Here is a 21,256-nt window from a genome sequence, read left to right as displayed (position 1 = left end):
CACCCGTCCGGCGGTCCGCCTGTCCCGGTGCACCCGGCGCTCCGGCCGGGCGGAGCGCGGGCGCTGACCGGCGGTACCTCGCCGCCACCGCCGGCCCGCGCGCCGCCGAACCGGCATGACCGTCGGTGAGCGGGTGGGTCGGTCAGGGCGGGTGCAACACGGATCGGAGGCAGCCGTCCTGCTTCTTCTCGAACATCTGGTAGCCGCGCACGCCCTCGGTGAGCGGGAGCGGCGGAAACCACTTGGACGGACCTTCCGGGCGCTTTCCGGCCGCAACCGGCGAGGCTTCACTCCGACGCCGAACCAGAGGTTTCGGAGCGACGGGGCGGGGAAGGGACAGGGCTACGTTCACGGAGGTCGCCCCCGCGTCGAGGCCGGCGGTGAGGTCGGCGAACGACCGTTCCCGCCGGGCATGCGGGCGCCGGAGGCGGAGGGAGCCGACGATGACGATCCCACCGCCGCCCCGGGTGTCCCGGCCGGTGATGTACCACCGGTGGAACTGGATCACCTTCATCCACTGGCGGTACTCCCCGGAGGTCATCCAGCCGAAACTTCCGGCCGGGCTCAGCGTGCAGACCCGGGACGGGGCGGCGTGGGTCGGACTGACCCCGTTCCTCATGCAGGGTGTCCGGGCGCCCGGAGTCCCGGCGGTGCCCTGGCTCTCCGAGTTCCCCGAGACCAACGTCCGCACCTACGTCCAAGACCGGCGCGGACGCGAGGGAATCTGGTTCTTCTCGCTCGACGCCGCAAGGCTGCCGGCCGTGCTGGCCGCCAGGGCCGGTTACGCGCTGCCCTACTACTGGTCCGACATGCGGGTACAGGTCGACGACGCCCTCGTCAGCTACCGGTGCCGGCGCCGCTGGCCAGGTCCGGCCGGACTGCGCGCCGACGCGGAGGTCCGGTTGGGCCCGCCGCTGGACCGTCCCGACGACGAGGTGGCCCAGTTCCTGACCGCCCGCTACCGGTTGTTCACAGTCGTCGCCGGCCGACTCGTCACCGCCGAGGTCGAACATCCACCGTGGCCGCTGCACCGGGCCGAGCTGCGGCGGCTGGACCAGAACCTGCTCACCGGAGCCGGACTGCCGGCGCAGACCGATGATCCCCTGGTGCACGCATCCCCCGGCGTCCCGGTACGGGTGAGCTGGTGGCACCGCTGAACCTACGTCGGCCCCTGGCTGAGCCGGTCGCCGGCGAGCGGCGGACGGGCCGGTCACGGGCGAGGCCGGGTACGTTGGCACAACCAGCGGTCACGACGGCCGCCGGTGGCCGCTGGCCCCGACCCAGGCTGACGTCCCGGTGCGCACCGATCCCTGCTCGACCTCCCACTGCAGACCGTCGTGGCCACGGGCGATCGGTGGCGCGTTCCGCGCGCTGTCCAGGTCGTACCAGGTTCACTGCCGCGCCGCCAGGGTCCAGCCGGCCAGGTAGGCGGCGATCTGCTCGTCGGTCCAGCCGTGGCTAGCCCGCAGGCCACGGGCGATGGTGGCGAGGTACGCCGGTGCTGGCGGGTTCGGTCGCACATCCCCGGCCCGCCAGGGTGCGGTGAGGGTGAGCACCGGATACCCGTCGAGGATCCCGGCGCAGACCACCGTCTCGTACCGGCCCGGGCCGGTACTCGCCCGGCCGGCGGCGACCGCGGCGGCGATCAGGTCCAGCGGACCGCTCGGCGAACGGTGCATCTCCTGCGCGGCGACGTCCGCGAACTGCTCGGCGGAGAGGAGGTACGCCCGCGCCGCGACCACACCGGGCAGCCCCGGGTCGTAGAACGCCATCCCGCCGGACCAGGTCCGTGATTCGAGCGCGAAGTAGAGACCGCCGGAGAGCAGGACCGGACGGTCGTCCCGGGGCGGGCTGCTGTCCCGGCAACCGGGATGGTCTCGGTGCCCGCCCACCGGCCGGCCGCCACCCAGATAGCAGCCGAACCGGTCGGCATCCAGATTCGACCCGTACGCGGCGTACCAGACCGGGTCGAGGCCGGTTACCGGGTCGGCGGGACGGCGGCTGATCGGGATCGGGTCGGGCACGGCCATGAGCCATCATCCGGCCCGGGGCGGCCGGCTGGCCACACGCGCAGCGCCCCACCCGAATCGGTGCTGCCCCCGTCATGCCTCAGTCGAGAACCGCTCCGCCAGGCCCCGGTGCCGCTGCGCGACCTGGCTCGCCTGGTCGCCGGTGATGGTGCTGCCGGCCATCCGGCCCAGCCGCTCGATCTGGTCGGCGAAGCGCAGGTGCTCCCGGTGGGCATGTTCGCGGCAGGGGAGGCAGGTGACACTCTCCGGACGAGGAGAGGTCATCGCGTACGGCACCTCGAGCCCGCAACCGGTGCTGACGACAGCGGGTGCGTCGGTGATCAGACCGAACGCCGACGCCAGCACGTCGCGGGCTCCGGCGCTCGCCTGCACCACCCGCCGATCGACGTGGATGTGCGGATCGACCTCGCTCATCTACCCCCCGCGCCTCCTGATTGCGAGCCGTGCGGTGACCAGGCTAGTCCGGTTGTCGCCGGGCGACGTGGACCAGGTCGGCGCGGGTGACGCCGGTGTGGTCCACCTCCCGGACCCGGGTCGGGACGCCCGGCGTTCGCCGCCGTGGGTCGGATGAAGCCGTGCTGAAGCAGCGGAGTGGTTCGGTGTGGCAGCCGCTCCGGAACGGATCGTCGACGAGAGGAAACCGCATGCGCATCGAGTCCACCGTCGCCGCACTCGCCCTCGGCGCCGCGTCGCTGGTCGCGGCCGTCGTCCCGGGTACGCCCGCGCTGGCGGCCCCCGCCGCGACCTGCCCCGACAACGGTTGGAGCATCCGGGACGGCGGCACCGGCTATCTCTTCGCCGCCTCCGGGGTCAACATCCGCACCGGCCCCAGTACCGACTGCACCTCGGTCGGGCTCGGCTACCCCAACCACCTGGTGCGGCTGGACTGCCAGAAGGCCGGCTGGTCGCACATCTTCGACCACACCACCGGCAAGCTCGGCTGGGTCCGCAACGACATGCTCAGCAACCTGCCGCTGCGCAACTGCTGAACCCGCCGAGCCCCGGGGCAGCGGGCTGCCCAGGCGACCCGCCGATCGCGAGCGCGCCTGGGCAGCGGAGCCGCTGCCGGCCGGGCCGGACGGGTCAGGCGGCCGGCACGTACTTCTCCAGGTCGTCGAGGATCTTGCCGGCCGCGGTGACACCGATCCCGGTCATCCAGGTCTCGTCGGCGACCACGTACGCCTTGCCGGCCTTGACCGCGGTGAGGTTCTTCCAGAGGCTGCCGCCGGTCACCCTGGCCTGCTCGGCGGCGGCCTTCTCGCCGAACGCGGTGACGAAGATGATGTCACCGTCGACCTCGGAGATCCGCTCCGGGCTCACCTTGTCGAACCGCTTGTCCTCCTTGTTCGCCAGCAGTTGGCGCTCCGGCCGGCCCAGCCCGACGTCGCCGAGCACCAGGCCGGAGAAGGACTCCGGACCGTACACCCGGATCTCGGTGGGCCGGAAGCGGACGATCGAGATCTTCCGGGCGGCGGCGTCGCCGAGTTTGACGCCAAGGTCCTTGGCCCGCTTCTCGTACGCGGCCAGCAGGTCCTTGGCCTCCTGCTCCTTGCCGAGCGCCTGCCCGTCGAGGAGGAAGTTCTCCTTCCAGGTGATGCCGACCCGCTCGGTGAAGACGGTCGGGGCGATGGCGGACAGCTCGTCGTAGAACTTCTCCTGGCGGAACTTGCTGCCCAGGATCAGGTCCGGCTGCAACGCGGTGATCGCCTCCAGGTCCGGCTCGGTGAGCAGGCCGACCTGCTTGATCCCGGCGACCTTCTCCGCGCCGAAGTACGACGGCCAGCCAGCCACCTCGCCGGCCTGCGCGGCGCCGATGGGCACCACACCGAGCGAGAGGGCGGTGTCGATCTTGTCGGAGTCGAGTACGACCACCCGCTTCGGCTGCGCCGGCACCTCGGTGCTGCCCATCGCGTGGGTGATGGTCCGGGTGCCTCCCCCGGCCTCCTCCCCGACCACCGGATCGCTGCTGGTGCAGCCGGCCAGGCCGGTGCCGAGGGCGGCGACGGCGAGCAGGGTTATGACTGTGCGGCGCATGAGGAACCTTTCTGCAGGGACAGCGTGCCGAGGGCCGGGACGACCAGTGGCGCCCCGGTCACCGGGCAGGGCACGACGACGCAATCGAGCCCGAACACGTCGCGGACCAGGTCCGCGGTGAGAATCTGTCGGGGCGGTCCGGCCGCGACCACCGCGCCGTCCCGCATCGCGATCAGGTGGTCGGCGTACCGGGCGGCCTGGTTGAGGTCGTGCAGGACGGCGACGACGGTACGGCCGCGTTCGGTACGCAGCCGGTGCAGCAGGTCGAGCACCTCCACCTGGTGGGCCAGGTCGAGGAAGGTGGTCGGCTCGTCGAGCAGCAGCGCCTCGGTGTCCTGGGCCAGCGTCATGGCGATCCAGACCCGCTGCCGCTGCCCGCCGGAGAGGGTGTCGACGGGCCGCTCGGCCAGCGCCGCGACGTCGGCCAGCAGCATCGCCTCGCGGACCGCCTCCTCGTCCTCCGGCGACCACTGCCGCCACCACCGCTGGTACGGCTGCCGCCCCCGACCGACCAGGTCGGCCACGGTCACCCCCTCGGGCACCAGCGGACTCTGCGGCAGTACGCCCAGCCGGCGGGCGACCGCGCGGGTCGGCAGGTCCCGGATCGCCTCCCCGTCGAGCAGCACGGTGCCCCGGCGCGGGGTGAGCAGCCGGGCCATGGTCCGCAGCAGGGTCGACTTGCCGCAGGCGTTCGGCCCGACGATGACCGTGAACGCGTCGGACGGCAGTTCCAGGTCGAGACCGTCGATGACCGTCCGGTCCTCGTACCCGACCGCGAGATCGCGCGTGGAGAGCATCTAGGAGACCTTCCGTCGGCCGCGGAGCAGCAGATAGATCAGGTACGGCCCGCCGAGGGCGGCGGTCAGTACCCCGGCCGGAAGCTGGGTGGGTGCGAACAGCCGGCGGCCGGCGAGGTCGGCGAGGACCACCAGCAGGGCCCCGACCAGGGCGGCGCAGAACAGCGGTGGCCGTTCGGCCCGGACCAGCCGCCGGGCCATCTGCGGGGCGGCGAGGGCGACGAAGTCCACCGCACCGACCTGCGCGGTGACCATCGCGGCGGCCAGTACCCCGGTGGTGGCCAGGCCGACCCGGCGGGCGACCGGACGCAGCCCGACCCCCCGTGCGGTGTCGTCGTCCAGCGCGCTGCCGTTCAGCGCCCAGCCGGCCCAGAGCAGCACCGGCAGCAGCACCAGCAGGGTCACCCCGAGGTACGCCGTCTCCCGCCAGCCCTTGCCGGCCAGCGTGCCGACCAGCCAGAGCTGCGCCCGGATCCCGTCGATCGGGTCCGCCGACAGCATCACCACCTCGGTCAGCGCCCGCAGCGCCACCGCGACGGCGACCCCGGCCAGCACGAACCGCTGTGCGGCCAGGCCGTGCCGCAGGCCGAGCAGCAGCACCGCGACCGCCGCGAGCAGGCCACCGGCGAGCGCGGCCGGGGCGATCAGCACGGCGCTCGCCCCGCTGGTCAGCGCCACCGTGGCGGCGAGTCCCGCCCCCTGGCTGACGCCGACCACGTCGGGACTGGCCAGCGGGTTGCGGGCGACGCTCTGGATCAGGGTGCCGGCGATGCCGAAGACCGCCCCGACCGCCACCGCCAGCACCACCCGGGGCAGCCGCAGTTCGAGTACGACGAGGTCGTACCGGGTGCCGGCGCCGAGCAGCGACGCGAGCACGTCCTGCGGGGCGACGTACGGGGTGCCCAGCGACAGGGCCAGCACCACGGCGGCGGCGAGCAGCACGACCAGTACCCCGCCGACCAGCAGCGGCCGGTGCCGCACCACCAGCCGGGTGGGGCCGAGCCGGACCACGCTGCGGCCCGCCGGCACCGCCGCCATCACCTCGCTCCGGCCGGTCACGCGGTCACCACCCGGGCGCGACGGATCAGCAGGACCAGCAGCGGCGCCCCGAGCAGCGCGGTGACGATGCCGGCCGGCACCTCGCCGGGCGGCGCCACCAGCCGGCCGATGATGTCGGCGGCGAGCAGCAGCGCCGGGCCGAGCAGCGCCGCCACCGCGAGGGTCCAGCGGTGGTCGGCGCCGACCAGGGCGCGGGCCAGGTGCGGCACGGCGAGCCCGATGAACGCGATCGGCCCGGCCGCCGCGACCGCCGCCCCGATGAGCAGCACCGCGCCCGCTCCCCCGGCGAGCCGGACCAGCCCGATCCGGTGGCCCAGGCCGCGCGCTACGTCGTCGCCGAGGGCGAGCGCGTCCAGGCCGCGGGCGGCGAAGCCGGCCAGCAGGAGGCCGGCCAGCACGAAGGGCGCGACCTGGGCGGCGACCGCGGCGTCCCGGCCGGTCAGGCCGCCGACCACCCAGAACCGGTACTCCTCGAAGGTGCGGGTGTCGATGGTGAGCAGGGCGATGACCGTCGCGCCGAGGCTCGCGTCCAGGGCGACGCCGACCAGTGCCAGGGTCACCGGACTGGCGCCCTCGCGGGCCCGGTTGGCGATGCCGAAGACGAGCAGGCCGGCGAGGAGGGCGCCGACGACGCCGAACCAGACGTACCCGGCCAGCGTGCCGATCCCGAAGACCGCGATCGCGAGGACCACGCCCAGGGAGGCACCGGCGCTGACCCCGAGGATCCGGGGCTCGGCCAGCGGGTTGCGGGTCAGCGCCTGGAGCAGTACCCCGGCCAGCGCCAGCGCCGGCCCGACAACGAGCCCGAGCAGGGTACGCGGCACCCGCAGTTCCCGGACGATGGTGCTCGCCTCGGCACCGTCCGGCGCGACCAGCGCGTGCCAGACCTGGGTGGGCGCGAGCGGCTTGCTGCCGAGTGCGAGACTGGCCAGCACCGTCAGCACCAGCAGTACCGCCACCGCGGCGGTCACCGCGACGCGCCGGCCGCCCCGGCGGCTCGGCCGGGTGCCGGGCCCGGTCACCCCGGCCGCTACCGTCGTCACGATCTTTCCCGTACTCCTCGGATTAGGTTCGGCTAACCTTACGATCCGTCATTCGCCGCACCTAACCGGGATGACGGATCTCACCGCCGCGACCTGCGCCGGAGCCGGGAAGCGGGCAATCCGCCCAGCACTCCGGTCCCGCCGCTACCGTCGCTTCACCCCGAGTGACGAAGGAGCGGCGGCGGTACGCGACGTTCGGCTTCCACGAGGAGGCGAACCTCGACGACGGCGTCAGGTGGCCGGCCGCCTTCGCGCTGACCGGGTTGACCGCCGCCGAGGAGGCGCGGATCGGCGTACTCGTGCAGAAGGCGGTGAGCTGAGCAACCGGCGGCCCGTGGAGCCGCACCCGCCTCAGTCGTCCTGGCCGAGGATGGACGGCGGTGCGTCGGCCTCGTCGCTCCAGTCCAGCGTTCCGTCGGCGGACCACGCGGTGCCGTCGCCGGCCAGCCGCGGATCCGTGATCGGGTAGCCGTCGGCGGGCCGCCCGGCGAGGCCGCCGGCACCGGCCGCACCCATCATCGGCACCGCTCCCGCCCCCGCCGCCGCGCTGGTGGCCGCGGCCGGGCTCGCGCCGCCCGAGCCGGGACGCCCCTCGACACCGGCCGCCCGACTGATCAGATGGTTGCCGAGCCCTGCCAGGGCCGGCCCGGCCCCGCTCAGCGAACTGGTCGGCTGGGCCGGGGACGGCGCCGACGGCGGCGCGGCGGCCAGCGCGCCCATCCCTGTCGCGTCACCGAACGCACCGGCACCGGCGAGCCCGGTGGTGGCCGGCGGCTCCGGCGCGAGCGGCGGCGGTTCGGGGATCGTGATCGCCGCCGGCAGGTCGAGGTCGCCGACGAGTCCGCCGACCACCGGCAGGTCGCTCGGTTCGACCGGGATCGTCGCCGGCCAGCTCCGGTGATCGGTGACCGCATACTCGGCGGCCAGCCGGGCCACCTGGGCCGAGACCCGTTCCCGGGCTTTGGCGCGCTCCTCCTCGGAGAGCGTGTGGCCGAGCACCGGGGCGAACCCGTCGTAGCGCGCCTGGGCCAGCTCTGGCCGATCCGCCTCCGCCTGGCGCTGCGCCTCGGCGAGCGAGCCGGACATCACGGTGAGCCCGCTGCGCATCGCCGCCGCCTCCTCGGCCAACTTCCCGGCGAAACTGATGATCAGGCCCAACCGGTACTGGAACTCCCGACTGCCCGGCCCCGTCCAGGTGGGCAGCATCCGGGTGAGGTCCTCGTGCAGCCCGGTCGCGATCGACCCGACCGTCCCCTCGACGGTGTGCCAGGTGTCGGCGATGCTGTCCACCTGCGCCGGCAGGCCGGCCATCAGCAGCCGGTAGAGCTCCTCGTGGGTCTGCTGCCGGTAGCGCTCGTGGTACTCGTCAACCATCGCGTCGGCCACCATGCAGAGCCTCACTCACCGCGCCGAGGGCGCCTGCGATCTGTCGGGCGTTCGTGCCGCTGAGCTCGTCGACGGTCCGGTAGCTCTCGATGATCCGGGCGGTGGCCGCCTGCGCCACCGTCAACGCGGTGACCAGGCGGCGCAGCCGGTCGACGTACTCGTCGTGCAGGTCCTGGTGCCGGTCGGCGGTCTTCTGTGCGTCGTGGAACCCGCCCAGCGCCGGCCGGTCACTGCCCGGCGCGGTGGTGAGCGCGGTCAGCGCGGCGAACGCCGCCTCGATACGAGGCTGGAGGCTGCGCTGGAAGTCTTGCAGCGACAGGAGATTGACGGCGAACTCATCGGCGGCCATCGCAACCTTCCAAGCGCCGAGACGGGGTGACGGCAAGTGTAGCCAACGATGCGTAGGGTGCCGGGCAGCTCTGACGGATAGTATCCCGGTTCGTGGAGGTCACCGAGGCCCAGTCTCGCCTTCCGCGCGCCCGCGAGGGCGTCGCCGGCACCGTCCTGTTCCGCCGACCGCCCCGCCAGCCGTCACCGCCGCTGCCCCGGGGGGAACTCGCCCTGGAGTCGCCGCCGGAGCTGTCGGAGCCGCTGCCCCGCAGCCTCCTCCAGGTGATGATGCTGGTCCCCATGGTGGCCGGGGTCGCCGCGATGGCCATCCTCTACTCCGGACGCGGCGGCGGGGTGCTCACCTACGTCGTCGGCGGCCTGTTCGGACTCTCCATGCTGGGCATGGCGGCCACCTCGATGGGCGGCGGACACGGCAACAGCCGGGCCGAGGTGGACGCGCAGCGCCGCGACTACCTGCGCTACCTGACCCAGGCCCGGCGCAAGGCGCGCAACGCGGCCGCGCAGCAGCGGACCGCGCTGCTGTGGCGGCATCCGGCCCCGAGCGCGCTCTGGTCGGTCTGCGCCTCCCGGCGGATGTGGGAGCGGCGCAGCACCGACGACGACTTCGCCGAGATACGGGTGGCGACCGGGACCCAGAAGCTGTCGGTGACGATCAAGCCGCCCGACACCAGGCCGGTCGAGGACCTGGAACCGCTGACCGCGATCGCACTGCGCCGCTTCGTCCGGGCCCAGTCCGTCGTCCCGGACCTGCCACTGGCGATCCAGCTCCGCTCGTTCAGCCGGCTGGTGCTGCGCGGCGACCGCGATCCGGTGCTCGGCCTGGCCCGGGCGCTGCTCTGCCAGCTCGCCACCTTCCACTCGCCGGACGACGTCCGGATCGCCGTGGTGATCGCGCCGGAACGGCGGCCGGACTGGGACTGGGTCAAGTGGCTGCCGCACGCCCAGGACGACCGGGTCACCGACGGCGCCGGTGCGACCAGGCTGGTCTTCGAGTCGGCGACCGCGCTGGAGGAGGCGTTCCGCGACGAGTTCACCGTCCGGCCGCGACACTCGCCGGACGCCCGGCCGCTGACCACGGCCGCGCACCTGCTGGTCGTACTCGACGGCGGCGAGGTGCCGGCGACCTCCCAGCTACACGGTGCCGGCGTACTCGGCAGCACCGTGCTGGACCTGTCCGGCATGGTGCCCCGGGACGCCGGCCGCTGGCTGCTCTGCCTCGACGTCACCCCCGACACGCTCTCGGCCGACCGGGGCGACCGGAGCATGACACTGGGCGTACCGGACCGGCTCAGCGTCGAGCAGGCCACCGGGCTGGCCCGGCAGCTCGCCCCGCACCGGCTCTCCCAGCACGTCGAGACCGAGGAGGCGACGGCCCGGGTCACCGAGCTGCCCGAACTGCTCGGCTTCGGCGACGCCGGCGCGGTCGACCCGGCGCGGAGCTGGCGGCCCCGCCCGGACCGGGACCGGCTGCGGATCCCGCTCGGGATCGGCGCGGACGGCTCGGTGGTGGAGCTGGACTTCAAGGAGGCCGCACAGGACGGCATGGGCCCGCATGGACTGATCATCGGTGCCACCGGCTCGGGCAAGAGCGAGCTGCTGCGCACCATCGTGGTCTCGCTCGCCGTCACGCACTCCTCCGAGGAGCTCAACCTCGTCCTGGTGGACTTCAAGGGCGGCGCCACCTTCGCCTCGCTGGACGTGCTGCCGCACACCAGTGCGGTGATCACCAACCTGGCCGACGAGCTGTCCATGGTGGACCGGATGGAGGACGCCGTCGCGGGCGAGCTGGTCCGCCGGCAGGAGCTGCTGCGGGCCGCCGGCAACTACGTCTCCCGGTACGAGTACGAGAAGGCGCGCCGGGCCGGCGAACCGCTCGCCCCGCTGCCCAGCCTGCTGATCATCTGCGACGAGTTCAGCGAGCTGCTGGCCGCCAAGCCGGACTTCATCGACCTCTTCGTGACGATCGGCCGGCTCGGCCGCTCGCTCGGCGTGCACCTGCTGCTCGCCAGCCAGCGGCTGGAGGAGGGGCGGCTGCGCGGGCTGGACACCCACCTGTCGTACCGGATCGGGCTGCGCACCTTCTCGGCGATGGAGAGCCGGGTGGTGCTCGGCGTGCCGGACGCGTACGAGCTGCCGAACGCGCCCGGGCACGGCTACCTGAAGGCCGGCACGTTGACCATGCTGCGCTTCCGGGCCGCGTACGTCTCCGGGCCGTACCGGACGGCGACCGCGACCGGCCCGGTGCCCCAGGCCCTGGTACGCCGCCGGATCATGCCGTACGGCACCGTGCACGTGCCCGTCCCGCCCGAGCTGCCGGCGGTGCCCGACGAGCCGGCCGAGCCGGCCGGGAGCCCGGCCGACGCCGGCCGGCAGACCACCATGCTCGACGTGATCGTGGACCGGCTGCGCCAGGGCCCACCGGCGCACCAGGTGTGGCTGCCCCCGCTGGACGTGGCGCCGAGCCTGGACGCGCTGCTCGGCGAACCGGTCGTGGACGAGCACCGTGGCCTGGTCACCGCCACCTGGCCCGGCGTCGGGCGGCTGGTCGTGCCGGTCGGCATCGAGGACCGCCCGTACGAGCAGCGCCGCGACCCGTTCCTGGTGGATCTCGCCGGGGCCGGCGGCAATGTGGTGATCGTCGGCGGGCCACGGACCGGCAAGAGCACCCTGCTGCGCTCGATGCTCTGCGCGCTGGCGCTCACGCACAGCCCGCGCGAGGTGCAGTTCCTCTGCCTCGACTTCGGCGGCGGCACGCTGCGCTCCCTGGAGGGGCTGCCGCACCTGTCCGGGGTGGCGGTACGCCGCAACCACGAGGCGATCCGCCGCACCGTGGCCGAGGTGAGCGTCCTGCTGGACGAGCGGGAGGCGCGCTTCGCCGAGCTCGGCGTCGAGTCGATCGACGCGTACCGGGCGTTGCGGGCCAGCGGTGAGATCACCGACGACCCGTTCGGGGACGTCTTCCTGGTCGTCGACGGCTGGGGCACCGTACGGGAGGAGTTCGAGCAGCAGGAGGAGATCATCACCCGGCTCGCCGCCCGCTGTCTCGGGTTCGGCATCCACGTGGTGCTCACCGCCACCCGCTGGTCGGAGATCCGCTACAACGTCCGGGAACTCTTCGGCACCCGGCTCGAACTGCGGCTGGGTGACCCGAGCGACTCCGAGATCGACCGGCGGGCCGCCGCGAACGTACCCGAGAACACCCCCGGTCGGGGTGTCACCCGCGACAAGCTCCAGTTCCTGGCCGCGGTGCCCCGGATCGACGGGCGCGCCGGCGCCGACGAGCTGCAGACCGGCGCCGCCGAACTGGTGGCGCGGGTCCGGGCCGGCTGGCGGCACGAGCCGGCGCCGAAGGTACGGCTGCTGCCCCGGATGCTGCCTGCGGCCCAACTGCGCGACGTCGCGGGGCCGGGCATCCCGATCGGCCTGAACGAGACCTACCTGGCCCCGGTGCACCTGGCCTTCGACACCGAGCCACACCTGATCGTCCTGGGCGACGCGCAGTGTGGCAAGACGAACCTGCTCCGGCTGATCGCCCAGACCATCGTGGCGCGACACCCGCCGGGCGAGGCGAAACTGGTCATCGTCGACTACCGGCGTACCCTGCTCGGCGCGGTCGAGGGCGAGCACCTGCTCGACTACACGCCGTCCGCACAGACCGCGACGGCGATGGTCGGCGGGATCGCGCAGGCGATGACGGCCCGGTTGCCCGGCCCGGACGTGACGACCGATCAGCTCCGCAACCGTTCCTGGTGGCAGGGGCCGGAGATCTACCTCCTGGTCGACGACTACGACATGGTCGCGACCAGCAGCGGAAACCCGCTGGACGGGCTGGTGGATCTGCTGTCGCCGGCCCGGGACATCGGGCTGCACCTGGTCCTGGCCCGCCGGTGCGGCGGTGTCGGGCGGGCGCTGTACGAGCCGGTGCTGCAACAGCTCACCGACCTGAACACGCCGGGGCTGCTGATGTCCGGCAACCCCGACGAGGGCGCGGTACTCGGGCACGTCCGGCCCAGCCCGCAGCCGCCCGGCCGGGGCACCCTGATCCGGCGCAGCGACGGGGTGAACCTGGTGCAGACGGCGTGGCTCGATCCACAGTGAACCTTTTCCCACCTGGACCGCGCGGCGCTCACGCACCGCGTCCGACCTTGCGGTCCGCCGGACCGCGAGGGGAGGTTGAAAAGGTTCAGTGAACAGGGGCGGTCCGGGCGGCGTGGCCGGACGGAGGGCCGAAGTGCCACCGGTCCGGCAGCCGACCCGCGAGCGGTGTGGTGGGAGGCGACCATCGGCTACCCTGGCCGGATAGAGACGCCGATGAGTCTGGCGTCCCGCCTCTGCCTAGTCTCCGGAGGGTAGCGTGGCACAGACATTCACCCACGAAGAGGGTAACGCCCAGCGCGCTGCGCAGCTCGTCGATCATGCCCGTGGCGTCATCAACTTCCAGATCAAGAACATCGAACTCGCGGTGCACCAGCTCAGGTCACGGGGCTGGGAGGGTGAGGCGGCGACCAAGTTCTACGCCGTCGCCACCGAGATGGTCGACGGAGCCCGCCGCCTGCAGGCCAAGATGGACGAGATGCGGGTCGGCCTGGAGGACGTGGACCGGACCTACACCGACGTGAACGAGACGATGTCCTCCTCGGTGAACACGATCAACGTCTACAACATCACCCGCTAGCCCTGACCGACCGGTCCACGCGGAGGAACCCATGAGCAACCAGATCCGGATGGTCCACGGCGAGGCAGAGGCCGCGGCCGCGAAGCTCAAGAAGCACGGCATCAACATCGAGGTCACCACCAAGAACTTTGTCGCCGACATCGCGAAGATTCCGTGGGACAGCGACGCCCGGGCCGAGTTCGAGGTCTGGAAGGGCCAGATGGAACAGCTGTGGAACGAGTTCCACCAGGTGGTATTGAAGGCCGGCACGGTCGTCGCGGACGCGAGCGAGTCCCTCAAGGAGGCCGACCGCCGGGCGGCGGCGGTGATGGGCCAGAGCGGCCGCTGAGAGCCGGCCGCGCAACCGACTCGGCGATCCGGCCGACTGTTCGACGGAAGTAGCCGGGAGCACGTCACCTCCCGGCTACTTCCCTGTGGACGGCGATCCCGGCCGCTGACGCGTCGCCGCCTCGGGGCCGGTCGGCCACCGTCAGCCGATCACCCCGTCCGGCGCGTCGCCGGAGGTCCACGCCTCGCCCTCCTCGACCAGCCAGTTCGCGGCCTCGTGCTCGCCGGAGTCGCCCGCCGCACCGCCATGGCCGGCGAAGCCACCGACGCCCAGCATGGACGTGCCGGCTACCGCCCGGCCGGCTCCGGCCGCCGAACCCGCGCCGGCGGCAGTACCGATCCCGGCCATGCCGACACCGGCGACGCCGCCCTGCAGGGTGGCCGGGGCGTTGCCGGCCGGCACTCCGCTCAGGCCCAGCCCGGCGCCGCCGACTCCGAGGGCGCCCGCACCGCCGAGCGGACCTCCGGCACCGCCCGCGCCGGCCAGGGCGGTCCCGCCCGGCAGGTCGTCGAGCCCAGCACCGAGATCCGGCCCGCTGCCCACGGGCAATGGTGTGGGAGTCGGGCCGATCGGGGCGCCGTCGACCGGCGTCGGGATGCCCGGTGTCGGCAGCGGTGGCGGCGGCGGCACCTCCGGGAGGTCGGGCAGCGAGGTGGTGGCCGCGTCGGACTGTTTGGTGAACAGGCTGCTGAGATAGTCGGTGGCGAGTTTCACCAGTGCCGCGGTGAGCTGGGCGTCCAGCGTCGACGCCTGGGTGGTGGTGGCGGCGATCTGCGCCGTGTACTGCGCCGCCCGCATCTCGTACATCGCCCACCTGGCGGCGCCGCCGTGTGACCAGGTCGCCTTGCAGTACGCCCGCTGCGCGGCGCTCGGCGTCACCTGCCCGGTCGGCAGCACCTGGTAGCCACCGGCGGTGGCGCTGGCGACGATCGCGTCGAGCTGGGTCTTGGTGGCCTGCAACTGGGTGCTGCCGGTGCTGGTGGTCGACATCGCCTGCGCGACCGTGCCGGTCACCTGTTGCAGTGCGTTCAGCGCGATGCTCCGCCGATCCTGCTGGGCGGTGCCGGTCGCGCCGACCAGGTTCGGCAGGGTTGCGGCGGCGCCGAAGTTGGTGCCGGTGTTCGTCATGTTGTTGACGAAGGCCTGCACGACCGGGCCGAGCAGAGCCTGCACCACCGCCGGGTCGGACAGTTTCAGGCCCATGAAGCTGACCGTGCCCATCACGCCACCCCCGTGCCCGGCGGCATCCGGTCGTCGAAGTGCAGCGTCGCGGCGCGCTGCCGCTGTTGCAGGTCGACCTCCTCGAAGTGCTGCGCCGCCTGCCGGACCTGCACCGCCTGGGTGTCGAGCTCGTCCGCGACCGTCTTGATCGCCGCCGAGACGGCGACGGTGAAGAACTGCGCCATCGTGGCGAAGCTGGGCAGACCCGCGTTGCCCGCCACCGTGCCCTCGACCGCGCCGGTGATCGGCGTGAACGAATTGCGGTAGTCCTCGGCCAGGCTCGCGATCTGGTTGGCCGCCGCCCGCATCTCCGGCAGTTGCGCCTGGAACTCCGGTGCGCCAGCGGACGTGGAACCGTTCGGAATGCTCAACGCCATCCTCCCAGTTTGTCGCTTCTGCCTGGCATGGAGGAACATCGAGTCGGTCTTCGTAAAATATAGTGCCTGCCGGGTCGAGTCCCAATGCCGCGGAGGTGCCGATGCCGACGGACGAGTTGTCCGACCCGACCACCACCCCGGCCGACCTGGCCGTGCTGGAGGCGTCGATCGCCCGGACGGAGGCGCGCTGGCAGCGGCTGCTGGCCGACACCTACCAGGGCACCGACCCGGCCCGGCTCGTCACCTCGGTGGTCGACGGCCAGGGTGTCGTACTCAGGGTGACGTTCGCGAAGACGATCGCCCGGCACGACCCGTCGGTGGTCGAGGAGGCGGTCCTGGCCTCGGTCGCCGCCGCCCAGCAGCGTCTCGGCGACGCGCTCGCGGAGGTCGCCGCAGAGGTGGTGCCGCCGGTCCCGGGAGCGGTCGGGGAGCGTACCGGCGCGGACGGCTGGCGTGCCACGGAGCCCGCCGACGGGCCGGAACCGAGCGGCGGAGTACTGGGAAGGGATGACCGGTGACCGGACGCGACGACCCGGACGACGTCGAGCCGCTGGTGTACTCCCCGCACGACGAGGCGGGCTACGAGGAGCTGGCCCGGCGGGCACTCGCCGCACTGGACAACATGGACGGTGAACTGGGCCGGCTGGCCGCCGCGCAGGTCGAGGGGCACAGCCGGGACGGCCGGGTCAGCGTCCGGGTGACCGGCGCCGGCACGGTCACCGAGGTCCGGCTGCGCGGCGGGGCGTTGCAGCAGTACCACCACGTCAAGCTCGGCGAGGTGGTCACCCGGGTACTCCAGGCCACCCAGCAGCGGGCCCGCGCGGCGTACGAGCAGGCGGCCGGGGAACTCACCCCGCCCGAGGTGGCCGAGTGCGATCGGCTGCTCCGGCGTACCCCGGGACCCCGGCGACCAGGGGCGTAGCCGGCCCCTCCGACCTGGTCCCGGACGGGTCAGCTCGGGCCGGGGGTGGGCTCCCGCGCCTGGCCGCCGGAGCCGGCGGGGCCGACCGGGGCGACCGTCGGCAGCGGCGAGAGCCGCAACGCGGCCGCCGGATCGAGCGCCACCCCGGTCGGCACCAGCGCCAGGATGCTCGCCGGCACCTGCACCGGCCGGACGCCCGCATAGCCGAGCGAACTCTGCGCCTTCTCCAGCTCCGGCCGGGACAGCGGAAACTTCAGCCCCTGATCGGTGACGAGATAGACGTTGCCGGCCGCGTTCGCGCCGATCGGGTTGGCGGCGCGGACCAGGGCGGCGTGCCCGCCCGGCAGCGCGACCCGGTCCGCCGGCCGTACCCCGTCCGCCCCGGCCCGGGCCGCGACCGGCGCCCCGTCGATCGGCGGGACCTCGCCCGGCACGACGCCGAAGGTCTCGATGGTGACCGGGTGCTCCGCCGCGCCGCCGTCGTCGCGGTAGCTCGCGCAGACCATCGGAGCGGGGGTCTGCGCGCCCCGCACCTCGGGCACCGCGTCGGGAAACCCGGGCGGCTCGGCCACCCTGTCCACGATCAGCCGGCCGGCCTGCTGGGCGGAGATCTCGTTGACCGCACGCCCGGCCGCCTCAAGCAGCCGGGCGGTGACCGCGCCGACCGGGGCGAGCCCGTCGGGAAGCATCACGTACGACTTGCCCGCCGCCCGGAACAACTGCCCGATCCGGGTCTGCTGGCCGGCGATCGTCGGCTCGGCGGGTGAGCCGGCGCCGGGCAGGGCCAGCGGCACCAGGTCCGGCCCCGGTGGGACGGAGTTGAGGAACGCCTCGCCGACCGCGACCGGCGGAATCCCGGCCCAGCCGAGGGCGGCGAGCACGGCGTTGCCCCGGATCCGCAGCCGGTGCTCGCTCCACAGCAGATAGCGGTCGCCACCGTCCACACTGACCAGCAGGCCCTGCCGGCCGACCGTTGTACCGCCGGACGGGGCCCAGCCGACCAGCAGGTGCGTGGCCCGGGCGACCGAGGTCAGCGAGCGGGGTGCGCTGCACACGCTGATCGGCAGGCCGAGCAGCGCCGACCGGGACGGCAGCGAGTCGGGCGCGCCGGGGATCCCGATCGGCAGTCCGCGCGGCACGGCCCGCAGCGAACTCTCCGACATGGTCCGCACCACCGGCTCCGGCTGGCCGAGGATGAGCAGCGCCGACGTCCAGTTGAGTACCGGGTGCAGCCGGCCCTGCGTGTAGATGAACTTCGCACCGGTGTCCCGCTCCACGATGATCGCGTTCTCCACCGGCTGGCGCCCGCCCGGCCGCAGCAGCCCGTAGACGCCGAACCCGGCGAGGAGCAGCACCGCGGCCAGCAGGCCGCCGAGCATCGCGAGGGCGAACCTCCGCATCGGCAGTTCGTTGGTCTCGGGCTCGCCGGCCAGCAGCGCGGAGACGATCCGCCGGATGAGGAACCGGTATGCCTGCACCTGTTCCCGACGGCTGCGCATCCCCACCCCGCCTTCGGCCGATGCGACATCATACAGTCGGCACGTAGGGTGTGGGCCATGCCGGAGTTGATGGCTGTCGGCCGACCCACCGGGCGGTTCGGCACGGTGCAACTCGTCGCCGTCGAGCTGGCGCTGTTCGCGACCGGTGCCGCCGTCTACGCACTCTCCCCCGTGCCGGGTGCGCTGGCCGGAGCCGCCGCCGGTGTGCTGCTGGTCGCCACGTTCGGCCGCTCGGGCGGCCGCTGGTGGTACGAGGTCCTCGGTGCCCGGCTGCGGCTGGCCCGGCGGCATCGGGACAGCCGGCGCGAGCTGCGCCGCTCCGGCGGGTACGACCCGTTGCTGGCGGTGGTCTCGCCCGGTCCGAGTACGACCACCGTCACCGACCGCTCCGGCACGATCGGGGTCGGACAGGACGCGCTGGGCTGGTTCGCGGCGATCTCGGTGCGGCATCCCGACGGGCTCTCCGGCGGCTCCGGCACGGCGCTGCGGCTGGACTGGCTCGCCGACCTGGCGGCCGATCCGGCACTGCCGGCCAGCACGGTGCAGATCGTGCTGCGGCACTCGTCGCTGCCGATCGCCGCCGTCGACCCGGGCTCCGCGGCCACCCAGTCGTACCGGGAGCTGTGCCGGATGCTGGCGGTGCCAGTGCACCACGACGTCTGGATCGCCGCCCGGCTCTCGGCCCGGGACGCGGCGACGGTGGCGGCGGACCGGGGCGGCGGGCTGGCCGGCGTACACCGGGCGCTCAGCGCGGCGATCACCCGGGTCGGCACCGGGTTGGCCAACCTCGACGTCGAGCACACCGTGCTGGACGGGGACGGCCTGCGCCAGGCGCTGGCGTACTCGTGCGGTGTCGACGGGGTGGCGGCGCCCGGCCCCGGGCCGGAGCGGTGGTCACGCTGGCAGGGCCAGTGGCGGGTGCAGGTCTGTTTCGCGGTGCGGTCCTGGCCGGCGAGGCCCACCGTGGACCCGCTCCGGGCGCTCACGCAGGTCCCGTCCGCGCTCGACGTGAGCGTCGCGGTGGTGTTCGGCCGGCGGGACGGCTCCGGCGCCCCGGGGGGCAGGGCCACCGCGCGGACCCTGGTCCGGGTCGCCACCACCCCGGACGCGGTCGACGCCTGCGTACGTCAACTACTGGCCAGCGCGGCCGGTGCCGGGGTGCGACTGGTCCGGCTCAACGGCGAGCACGCCACCGGGGTGTACGCGACCGCGCCGACCGGCGCCACCCTGGGACTGGTCGCCCGGTGAACGCGACCCGCGGACCGGCCCGGCCCGGCGATGCGCAGACGGGAGCGAGCGATGCCGACCGGTGACCCGAAGACCGCCGCGCCGGAACGCCGGCTCGCCGGCGACCTGCTCGGCCGGCTCACCCTCGATGTCGACGCCATCGGGGTGGTGCTGGGCCGGGACGGCACCAACCAGCCGGTACTGCTGCGCCTGTTCCGCCCCGAACCGCTCACCGTGGCGTTCGTCGGCGACTGGTGGACCGCCCAGGTGCTGGTGTTCCGTTGTCTCGGCCACGGCGCGCGGGTCGCGGTCGACGCCGTGGACGCGGTCGTCCCGGCGGCGGCCGGCACCATCGCCACGCTGGCGCACTGGCTCGCGCTGGATCGGGCCGCCGGGGGTGCCGGTGACCGGGTGTGGCGCTCGGCCTATCCCGGCGGCGACGAGCCGGCCGACCCGACCCGACCCCTGTTGCGGCTGCGCGACGTCGGCGTGCACGGGCCGGAACGGCGGCCACCGACCCGGGCCTGGGAGACGCAGCTGACCGTGCTGCCCCGGCTGACCCCGGCCGGCGTACCCGTGCTGGCCGGCGCCGACGTGGTGCTGGTGCAGCGGCTGACGCAGCCGGAGGCGGCGCTGGTCGGCTCGGCGCTCGCCCTGCCCCGGCCGGTCTGGTCGGCGGTCACCACGATGGGCAACGAGATGGTCGCCGCCTTCGGCGGCGGCTCCGCCCGGTACGTCTGGCTCACCCCGACCCGGGTCGAGCACCAACTCTTCGGCTGATCCTCGTCGGCGCGTGGCGGGGTGGCGGGGTTCCCCGAGTCGGCATGGAGACGGCAGGATCAGCCGCGGATGGCGCGGATCCAGCCGAGCAGGCCGCTGACCCAGACCGCCAGCGGGAAGATGGCGAGGATCAGGACCACCTCGAGGATGTCCAGGGTGCGCCCCCAGACCGGTGAACTCGGCCGGCGCCCGCCGGCCAGCGCGAAGCCGACGCTGATCGCGGCGACCACCAGCAGCGACCCGAGCAGCAGCGTCAGCCGCCACGCCAGGCCGAGATCGTCGTAGGCGGCGACCACGGCGGCGGCCAGGGCCACGGCGCCGGCGCCCAGCAGCGGCAGCCGCTGCGCCCGACCGAGGAACCAGCGAGCCCGGGCCATCATCGTCAACCCGAGCACGACGCAGAGAGCCAGCCCGGGAATCCCGTCGGCGGCCAGCGCGACGGCGGCCGCCGCACCGATCACGGCCAGCGCGCCGAGCATGCCGGCCAGGAAGGCGTCGGCCCGGTCGGAGCGGGCGAACGTCTGGAGGCCGTCGACCGCGTGGGTGTCCTGCCGAAGCTGCTCCGGGTCGGTCGGCACCGACGGGTCGGGCAGCCGACCGAGCCGGTAGGCGAGCATCGGCAGCAGCGGAAGCGTGCCGAACACCAGTGTCACGGTGATCGCGGCCGCGGCCGGGGTACCCACCCCGAAGAGCACCCGGACAGCGGCGGCGACGAGCAGCGCCACCGCGCAGGCGGCACCGCACAGGAAGACCGGCCCGGCGTCGCCGACGCCGATCGCGGCGGCCGCCGCCACCAACAGCACCGCGGTCGCGGCGACGAGCACGTGCGGCGGGGCGAGCTGGCCGACGGTCCGGTCGCCGGCGAGCACCAGCAGCCCGCCGACGGCCGCGTAGCAGAGCGCCACCAGCGCGAAGACGACGGCGCTCCGCGTGTCGCCCACGGCCCGGGCCAGCACCACCGCGCCGAGCAGCAGTGCGGCGGCGAGGCCGAGCCCGACCAGGCCGCCGGGCAGCTGCGGCGGGCCGGCGAGCAGCACCGCCACCGCGCCACCGAGCAGGGCCACCGCCCCGAGCGTGAGGCCGAGCACCCGGGTGGCGGCCGGGCTCCACCGGCCGGTGCGTTCCCGGGCGGCGGTGGCGACCGCGTCCACCACGTCGTCGAAGACCGGCAGCGGCGCCTCCTCACCCCGGGGTCGCAGGTAGAGCAGTTCGCCGTCGCGTACCTCGAGCTGGGCGGGGCTGCGCGAGCTGTCCAGCGCCGCACCGCCCATCCGGGACAGCGTCCAGCCGTTGCGCGCCGCCGGATCGTCGGCCAGGGCGTCGCCCGCGTAGCTGAGCACCGTGGGCAGCAGGTCCGCCAGGGGTACGTCGGCGGGTAGGGCGAGATCGACACGACTGCGTGGAGCTACCACCGTGACCCGGCTGAACCCACTGGCCACGCCTCAACCTCCGTGTCAACGATGCCGGGACATTATCACCGCGACGGTGCCTCGGGGAGGTGCACAGGGGAGGCCGGTCGGATCTTCC

22 protein-coding genes are annotated in these 21,256 nt (G+C 73.9%); 10 read left to right on the top strand and 12 right to left on the bottom strand.

Annotated features, from left to right (window positions below; genetic code table 11):
* Positions 1–443: 443 nt before the first annotated feature.
* On the top strand, positions 444–1,157 hold the full coding sequence (locus AAH979_RS04325; RefSeq protein ID WP_346256689.1) for a DUF2071 domain-containing protein: 714 nt from the start codon (positions 444–446) through the stop codon (positions 1,155–1,157).
* Positions 1,158–1,391: 234 nt separating this feature from the next.
* Here AAH979_RS04325 and AAH979_RS04320 read toward each other — a convergent pair whose 3' ends face one another.
* Both AAH979_RS04320 and AAH979_RS04315 read right to left on the bottom strand, forming a co-directional pair.
* A complete protein-coding gene (locus tag AAH979_RS04320) occupies positions 1,392–2,030 on the bottom strand; it encodes a histone deacetylase (RefSeq protein ID WP_346256688.1) in 639 nt (212 codons plus the stop codon).
* Between the two features lie 72 nt (positions 2,031–2,102).
* Positions 2,103–2,444 carry a hypothetical protein gene (locus tag AAH979_RS04315; RefSeq protein WP_346256687.1) on the bottom strand — a complete coding sequence of 114 codons (342 nt, stop codon included), beginning with the start codon at positions 2,442–2,444 and terminating at the stop codon, positions 2,103–2,105.
* 230 nt (positions 2,445–2,674) lie between these two features.
* Here AAH979_RS04315 and AAH979_RS04310 point away from each other — a divergent pair, with 230 nt between their 5' ends.
* On the top strand, positions 2,675–3,019 hold the full coding sequence (locus AAH979_RS04310) for an SH3 domain-containing protein (protein WP_346256686.1): 345 nt from the start codon (positions 2,675–2,677) through the stop codon (positions 3,017–3,019).
* A 94-nt stretch (positions 3,020–3,113) separates the two neighbouring features.
* Here AAH979_RS04310 and AAH979_RS04305 read toward each other — a convergent pair whose 3' ends face one another.
* From AAH979_RS04305 to AAH979_RS04290, 4 genes are read right to left on the bottom strand one after another with little or no spacing between them, the layout of a single operon-like run.
* Positions 3,114–4,064 (bottom strand): iron-siderophore ABC transporter substrate-binding protein, encoded by a 951-nt coding sequence (locus AAH979_RS04305; protein ID WP_346256685.1) that lies wholly within the window; start codon positions 4,062–4,064, stop codon positions 3,114–3,116.
* Positions 4,046–4,861, bottom strand: coding sequence for an ABC transporter ATP-binding protein (locus AAH979_RS04300; RefSeq protein ID WP_346256684.1), 816 nt, complete (start codon positions 4,859–4,861; stop codon positions 4,046–4,048). The genes AAH979_RS04305 and AAH979_RS04300 overlap by 19 nt, the downstream gene beginning before the upstream one ends.
* Positions 4,862–5,920, bottom strand: a complete 1,059-nt coding sequence (locus AAH979_RS04295; RefSeq protein WP_346256683.1) for an iron ABC transporter permease — start codon at positions 5,918–5,920, stop codon at positions 4,862–4,864.
* The gene (locus AAH979_RS04290; RefSeq protein WP_346256682.1) at positions 5,917–6,963 is read right to left on the bottom strand and encodes an iron ABC transporter permease; all 1,047 of its coding nucleotides are present in this window, start codon (positions 6,961–6,963) and stop codon (positions 5,917–5,919) included. The genes AAH979_RS04295 and AAH979_RS04290 overlap by 4 nt, the downstream gene beginning before the upstream one ends.
* A 164-nt stretch (positions 6,964–7,127) precedes the next feature.
* Here AAH979_RS04290 and AAH979_RS04285 point away from each other — a divergent pair, with 164 nt between their 5' ends.
* Positions 7,128–7,283 carry a hypothetical protein gene (locus tag AAH979_RS04285; RefSeq protein WP_346256681.1) on the top strand — a complete coding sequence of 52 codons (156 nt, stop codon included), beginning with the start codon at positions 7,128–7,130 and terminating at the stop codon, positions 7,281–7,283.
* 31 nt (positions 7,284–7,314) lie between these two features.
* Here the strand turns inward: AAH979_RS04285 and AAH979_RS04280 are convergent, their stop codons facing one another.
* Both AAH979_RS04280 and AAH979_RS04275 read right to left on the bottom strand, forming a co-directional pair.
* The gene (locus tag AAH979_RS04280) at positions 7,315–8,337 is read right to left on the bottom strand and encodes a hypothetical protein (protein ID WP_346256680.1); all 1,023 of its coding nucleotides are present in this window, start codon (positions 8,335–8,337) and stop codon (positions 7,315–7,317) included.
* Positions 8,330–8,698, bottom strand: coding sequence for a hypothetical protein (locus AAH979_RS04275; protein ID WP_346256679.1), 369 nt, complete (start codon positions 8,696–8,698; stop codon positions 8,330–8,332). Before AAH979_RS04275 ends, AAH979_RS04280 begins: the two co-directional genes overlap by 8 nt.
* Before the next feature lie 92 nt (positions 8,699–8,790).
* On the opposite strand from AAH979_RS04275, the gene eccCa reads away from it, so the two are divergent.
* From eccCa to AAH979_RS04260, 3 genes are all read left to right on the top strand, one after another.
* The gene (gene eccCa, locus AAH979_RS04270; RefSeq protein ID WP_346256678.1) at positions 8,791–12,798 is read left to right on the top strand and encodes a type VII secretion protein EccCa; all 4,008 of its coding nucleotides are present in this window, start codon (positions 8,791–8,793) and stop codon (positions 12,796–12,798) included.
* A gap of 256 nt (positions 12,799–13,054) precedes the next feature.
* Positions 13,055–13,375 (top strand): WXG100 family type VII secretion target, encoded by a 321-nt coding sequence (locus AAH979_RS04265; RefSeq protein ID WP_346256677.1) that lies wholly within the window; start codon positions 13,055–13,057, stop codon positions 13,373–13,375.
* 31 nt (positions 13,376–13,406) lie between these two features.
* Positions 13,407–13,703 carry a hypothetical protein gene (locus AAH979_RS04260; protein ID WP_346256676.1) on the top strand — a complete coding sequence of 99 codons (297 nt, stop codon included), beginning with the start codon at positions 13,407–13,409 and terminating at the stop codon, positions 13,701–13,703.
* A 141-nt stretch (positions 13,704–13,844) separates the two neighbouring features.
* On the opposite strand, the gene AAH979_RS04255 is transcribed toward AAH979_RS04260, so the two are convergent.
* Entirely contained in the window at positions 13,845–14,924 is a 1,080-nt protein-coding gene (locus AAH979_RS04255; protein WP_346256675.1) for a hypothetical protein, read from the bottom strand.
* Positions 14,924–15,301, bottom strand: a complete 378-nt coding sequence (locus tag AAH979_RS04250; protein ID WP_346256674.1) for a hypothetical protein — start codon at positions 15,299–15,301, stop codon at positions 14,924–14,926. The genes AAH979_RS04255 and AAH979_RS04250 overlap by 1 nt, the downstream gene beginning before the upstream one ends.
* A gap of 101 nt (positions 15,302–15,402) precedes the next feature.
* On the opposite strand from AAH979_RS04250, the gene AAH979_RS04245 reads away from it, so the two are divergent.
* Positions 15,403–15,819, top strand: a complete 417-nt coding sequence (locus AAH979_RS04245) for a YbaB/EbfC family nucleoid-associated protein (RefSeq protein WP_346256673.1) — start codon at positions 15,403–15,405, stop codon at positions 15,817–15,819.
* A complete protein-coding gene (locus tag AAH979_RS04240; protein WP_346256672.1) occupies positions 15,816–16,223 on the top strand; it encodes a YbaB/EbfC family nucleoid-associated protein in 408 nt (135 codons plus the stop codon). The genes AAH979_RS04245 and AAH979_RS04240 overlap by 4 nt, the downstream gene beginning before the upstream one ends.
* A gap of 29 nt (positions 16,224–16,252) precedes the next feature.
* Here the strand turns inward: AAH979_RS04240 and eccB are convergent, their stop codons facing one another.
* Entirely contained in the window at positions 16,253–17,722 is a 1,470-nt protein-coding gene (gene eccB, locus AAH979_RS04235) for a type VII secretion protein EccB (RefSeq protein WP_346256671.1), read from the bottom strand.
* 57 nt (positions 17,723–17,779) lie between these two features.
* Between eccB and AAH979_RS04230 the strand changes: the two genes are divergently transcribed.
* Both AAH979_RS04230 and AAH979_RS04225 read left to right on the top strand, forming a co-directional pair.
* The gene (locus AAH979_RS04230) at positions 17,780–18,970 is read left to right on the top strand and encodes a type VII secretion protein EccE (RefSeq protein ID WP_346256670.1); all 1,191 of its coding nucleotides are present in this window, start codon (positions 17,780–17,782) and stop codon (positions 18,968–18,970) included.
* Positions 18,971–19,021: 51 nt separating this feature from the next.
* On the top strand, positions 19,022–19,729 hold the full coding sequence (locus tag AAH979_RS04225) for a hypothetical protein (RefSeq protein ID WP_346256669.1): 708 nt from the start codon (positions 19,022–19,024) through the stop codon (positions 19,727–19,729).
* A gap of 59 nt (positions 19,730–19,788) precedes the next feature.
* On the opposite strand, the gene eccD is transcribed toward AAH979_RS04225, so the two are convergent.
* Complete coding sequence (gene eccD, locus AAH979_RS04220; RefSeq protein ID WP_346256668.1) at positions 19,789–21,168, bottom strand: type VII secretion integral membrane protein EccD; 1,380 nt, start codon at positions 21,166–21,168, stop codon at positions 19,789–19,791.
* Between the last annotated feature and the right edge of the window lie 88 nt (positions 21,169–21,256).

The sequence above is a fragment of the Plantactinospora sp. ZYX-F-223 genome, from assembly GCF_039649625.1.
Lineage (GTDB): Bacteria > Actinomycetota > Actinomycetes > Mycobacteriales > Micromonosporaceae > Plantactinospora.
This window is presented reverse-complemented; position numbering and strand designations above follow the sequence as displayed.

Coding starts and splice junctions, on each gene's coding strand:
- AAH979_RS04325 (WP_346256689.1), top strand. CDS start 444: ATGACGATCCCACCGCCGCCCCGGGTGTCCCGGCCGGTGATGTACCAC.
- AAH979_RS04320 (WP_346256688.1), bottom strand. CDS start 2,030: ATGGCCGTGCCCGACCCGATCCCGATCAGCCGCCGTCCCGCCGACCCG.
- AAH979_RS04315 (WP_346256687.1), bottom strand. CDS start 2,444: ATGAGCGAGGTCGATCCGCACATCCACGTCGATCGGCGGGTGGTGCAG.
- AAH979_RS04310 (WP_346256686.1), top strand. CDS start 2,675: ATGCGCATCGAGTCCACCGTCGCCGCACTCGCCCTCGGCGCCGCGTCG.
- AAH979_RS04305 (WP_346256685.1), bottom strand. CDS start 4,064: ATGCGCCGCACAGTCATAACCCTGCTCGCCGTCGCCGCCCTCGGCACC.
- AAH979_RS04300 (WP_346256684.1), bottom strand. CDS start 4,861: ATGCTCTCCACGCGCGATCTCGCGGTCGGGTACGAGGACCGGACGGTC.
- AAH979_RS04280 (WP_346256680.1), bottom strand. CDS start 8,337: ATGGTTGACGAGTACCACGAGCGCTACCGGCAGCAGACCCACGAGGAG.
- AAH979_RS04275 (WP_346256679.1), bottom strand. CDS start 8,698: ATGGCCGCCGATGAGTTCGCCGTCAATCTCCTGTCGCTGCAAGACTTC.
- AAH979_RS04260 (WP_346256676.1), top strand. CDS start 13,407: ATGAGCAACCAGATCCGGATGGTCCACGGCGAGGCAGAGGCCGCGGCC.
- AAH979_RS04255 (WP_346256675.1), bottom strand. CDS start 14,924: ATGGGCACGGTCAGCTTCATGGGCCTGAAACTGTCCGACCCGGCGGTG.
- AAH979_RS04250 (WP_346256674.1), bottom strand. CDS start 15,301: ATGGCGTTGAGCATTCCGAACGGTTCCACGTCCGCTGGCGCACCGGAG.
- AAH979_RS04245 (WP_346256673.1), top strand. CDS start 15,403: ATGCCGACGGACGAGTTGTCCGACCCGACCACCACCCCGGCCGACCTG.
- eccB (WP_346256671.1), bottom strand. CDS start 17,722: ATGCGCAGCCGTCGGGAACAGGTGCAGGCATACCGGTTCCTCATCCGG.
- AAH979_RS04230 (WP_346256670.1), top strand. CDS start 17,780: ATGCCGGAGTTGATGGCTGTCGGCCGACCCACCGGGCGGTTCGGCACG.
- AAH979_RS04225 (WP_346256669.1), top strand. CDS start 19,022: ATGCCGACCGGTGACCCGAAGACCGCCGCGCCGGAACGCCGGCTCGCC.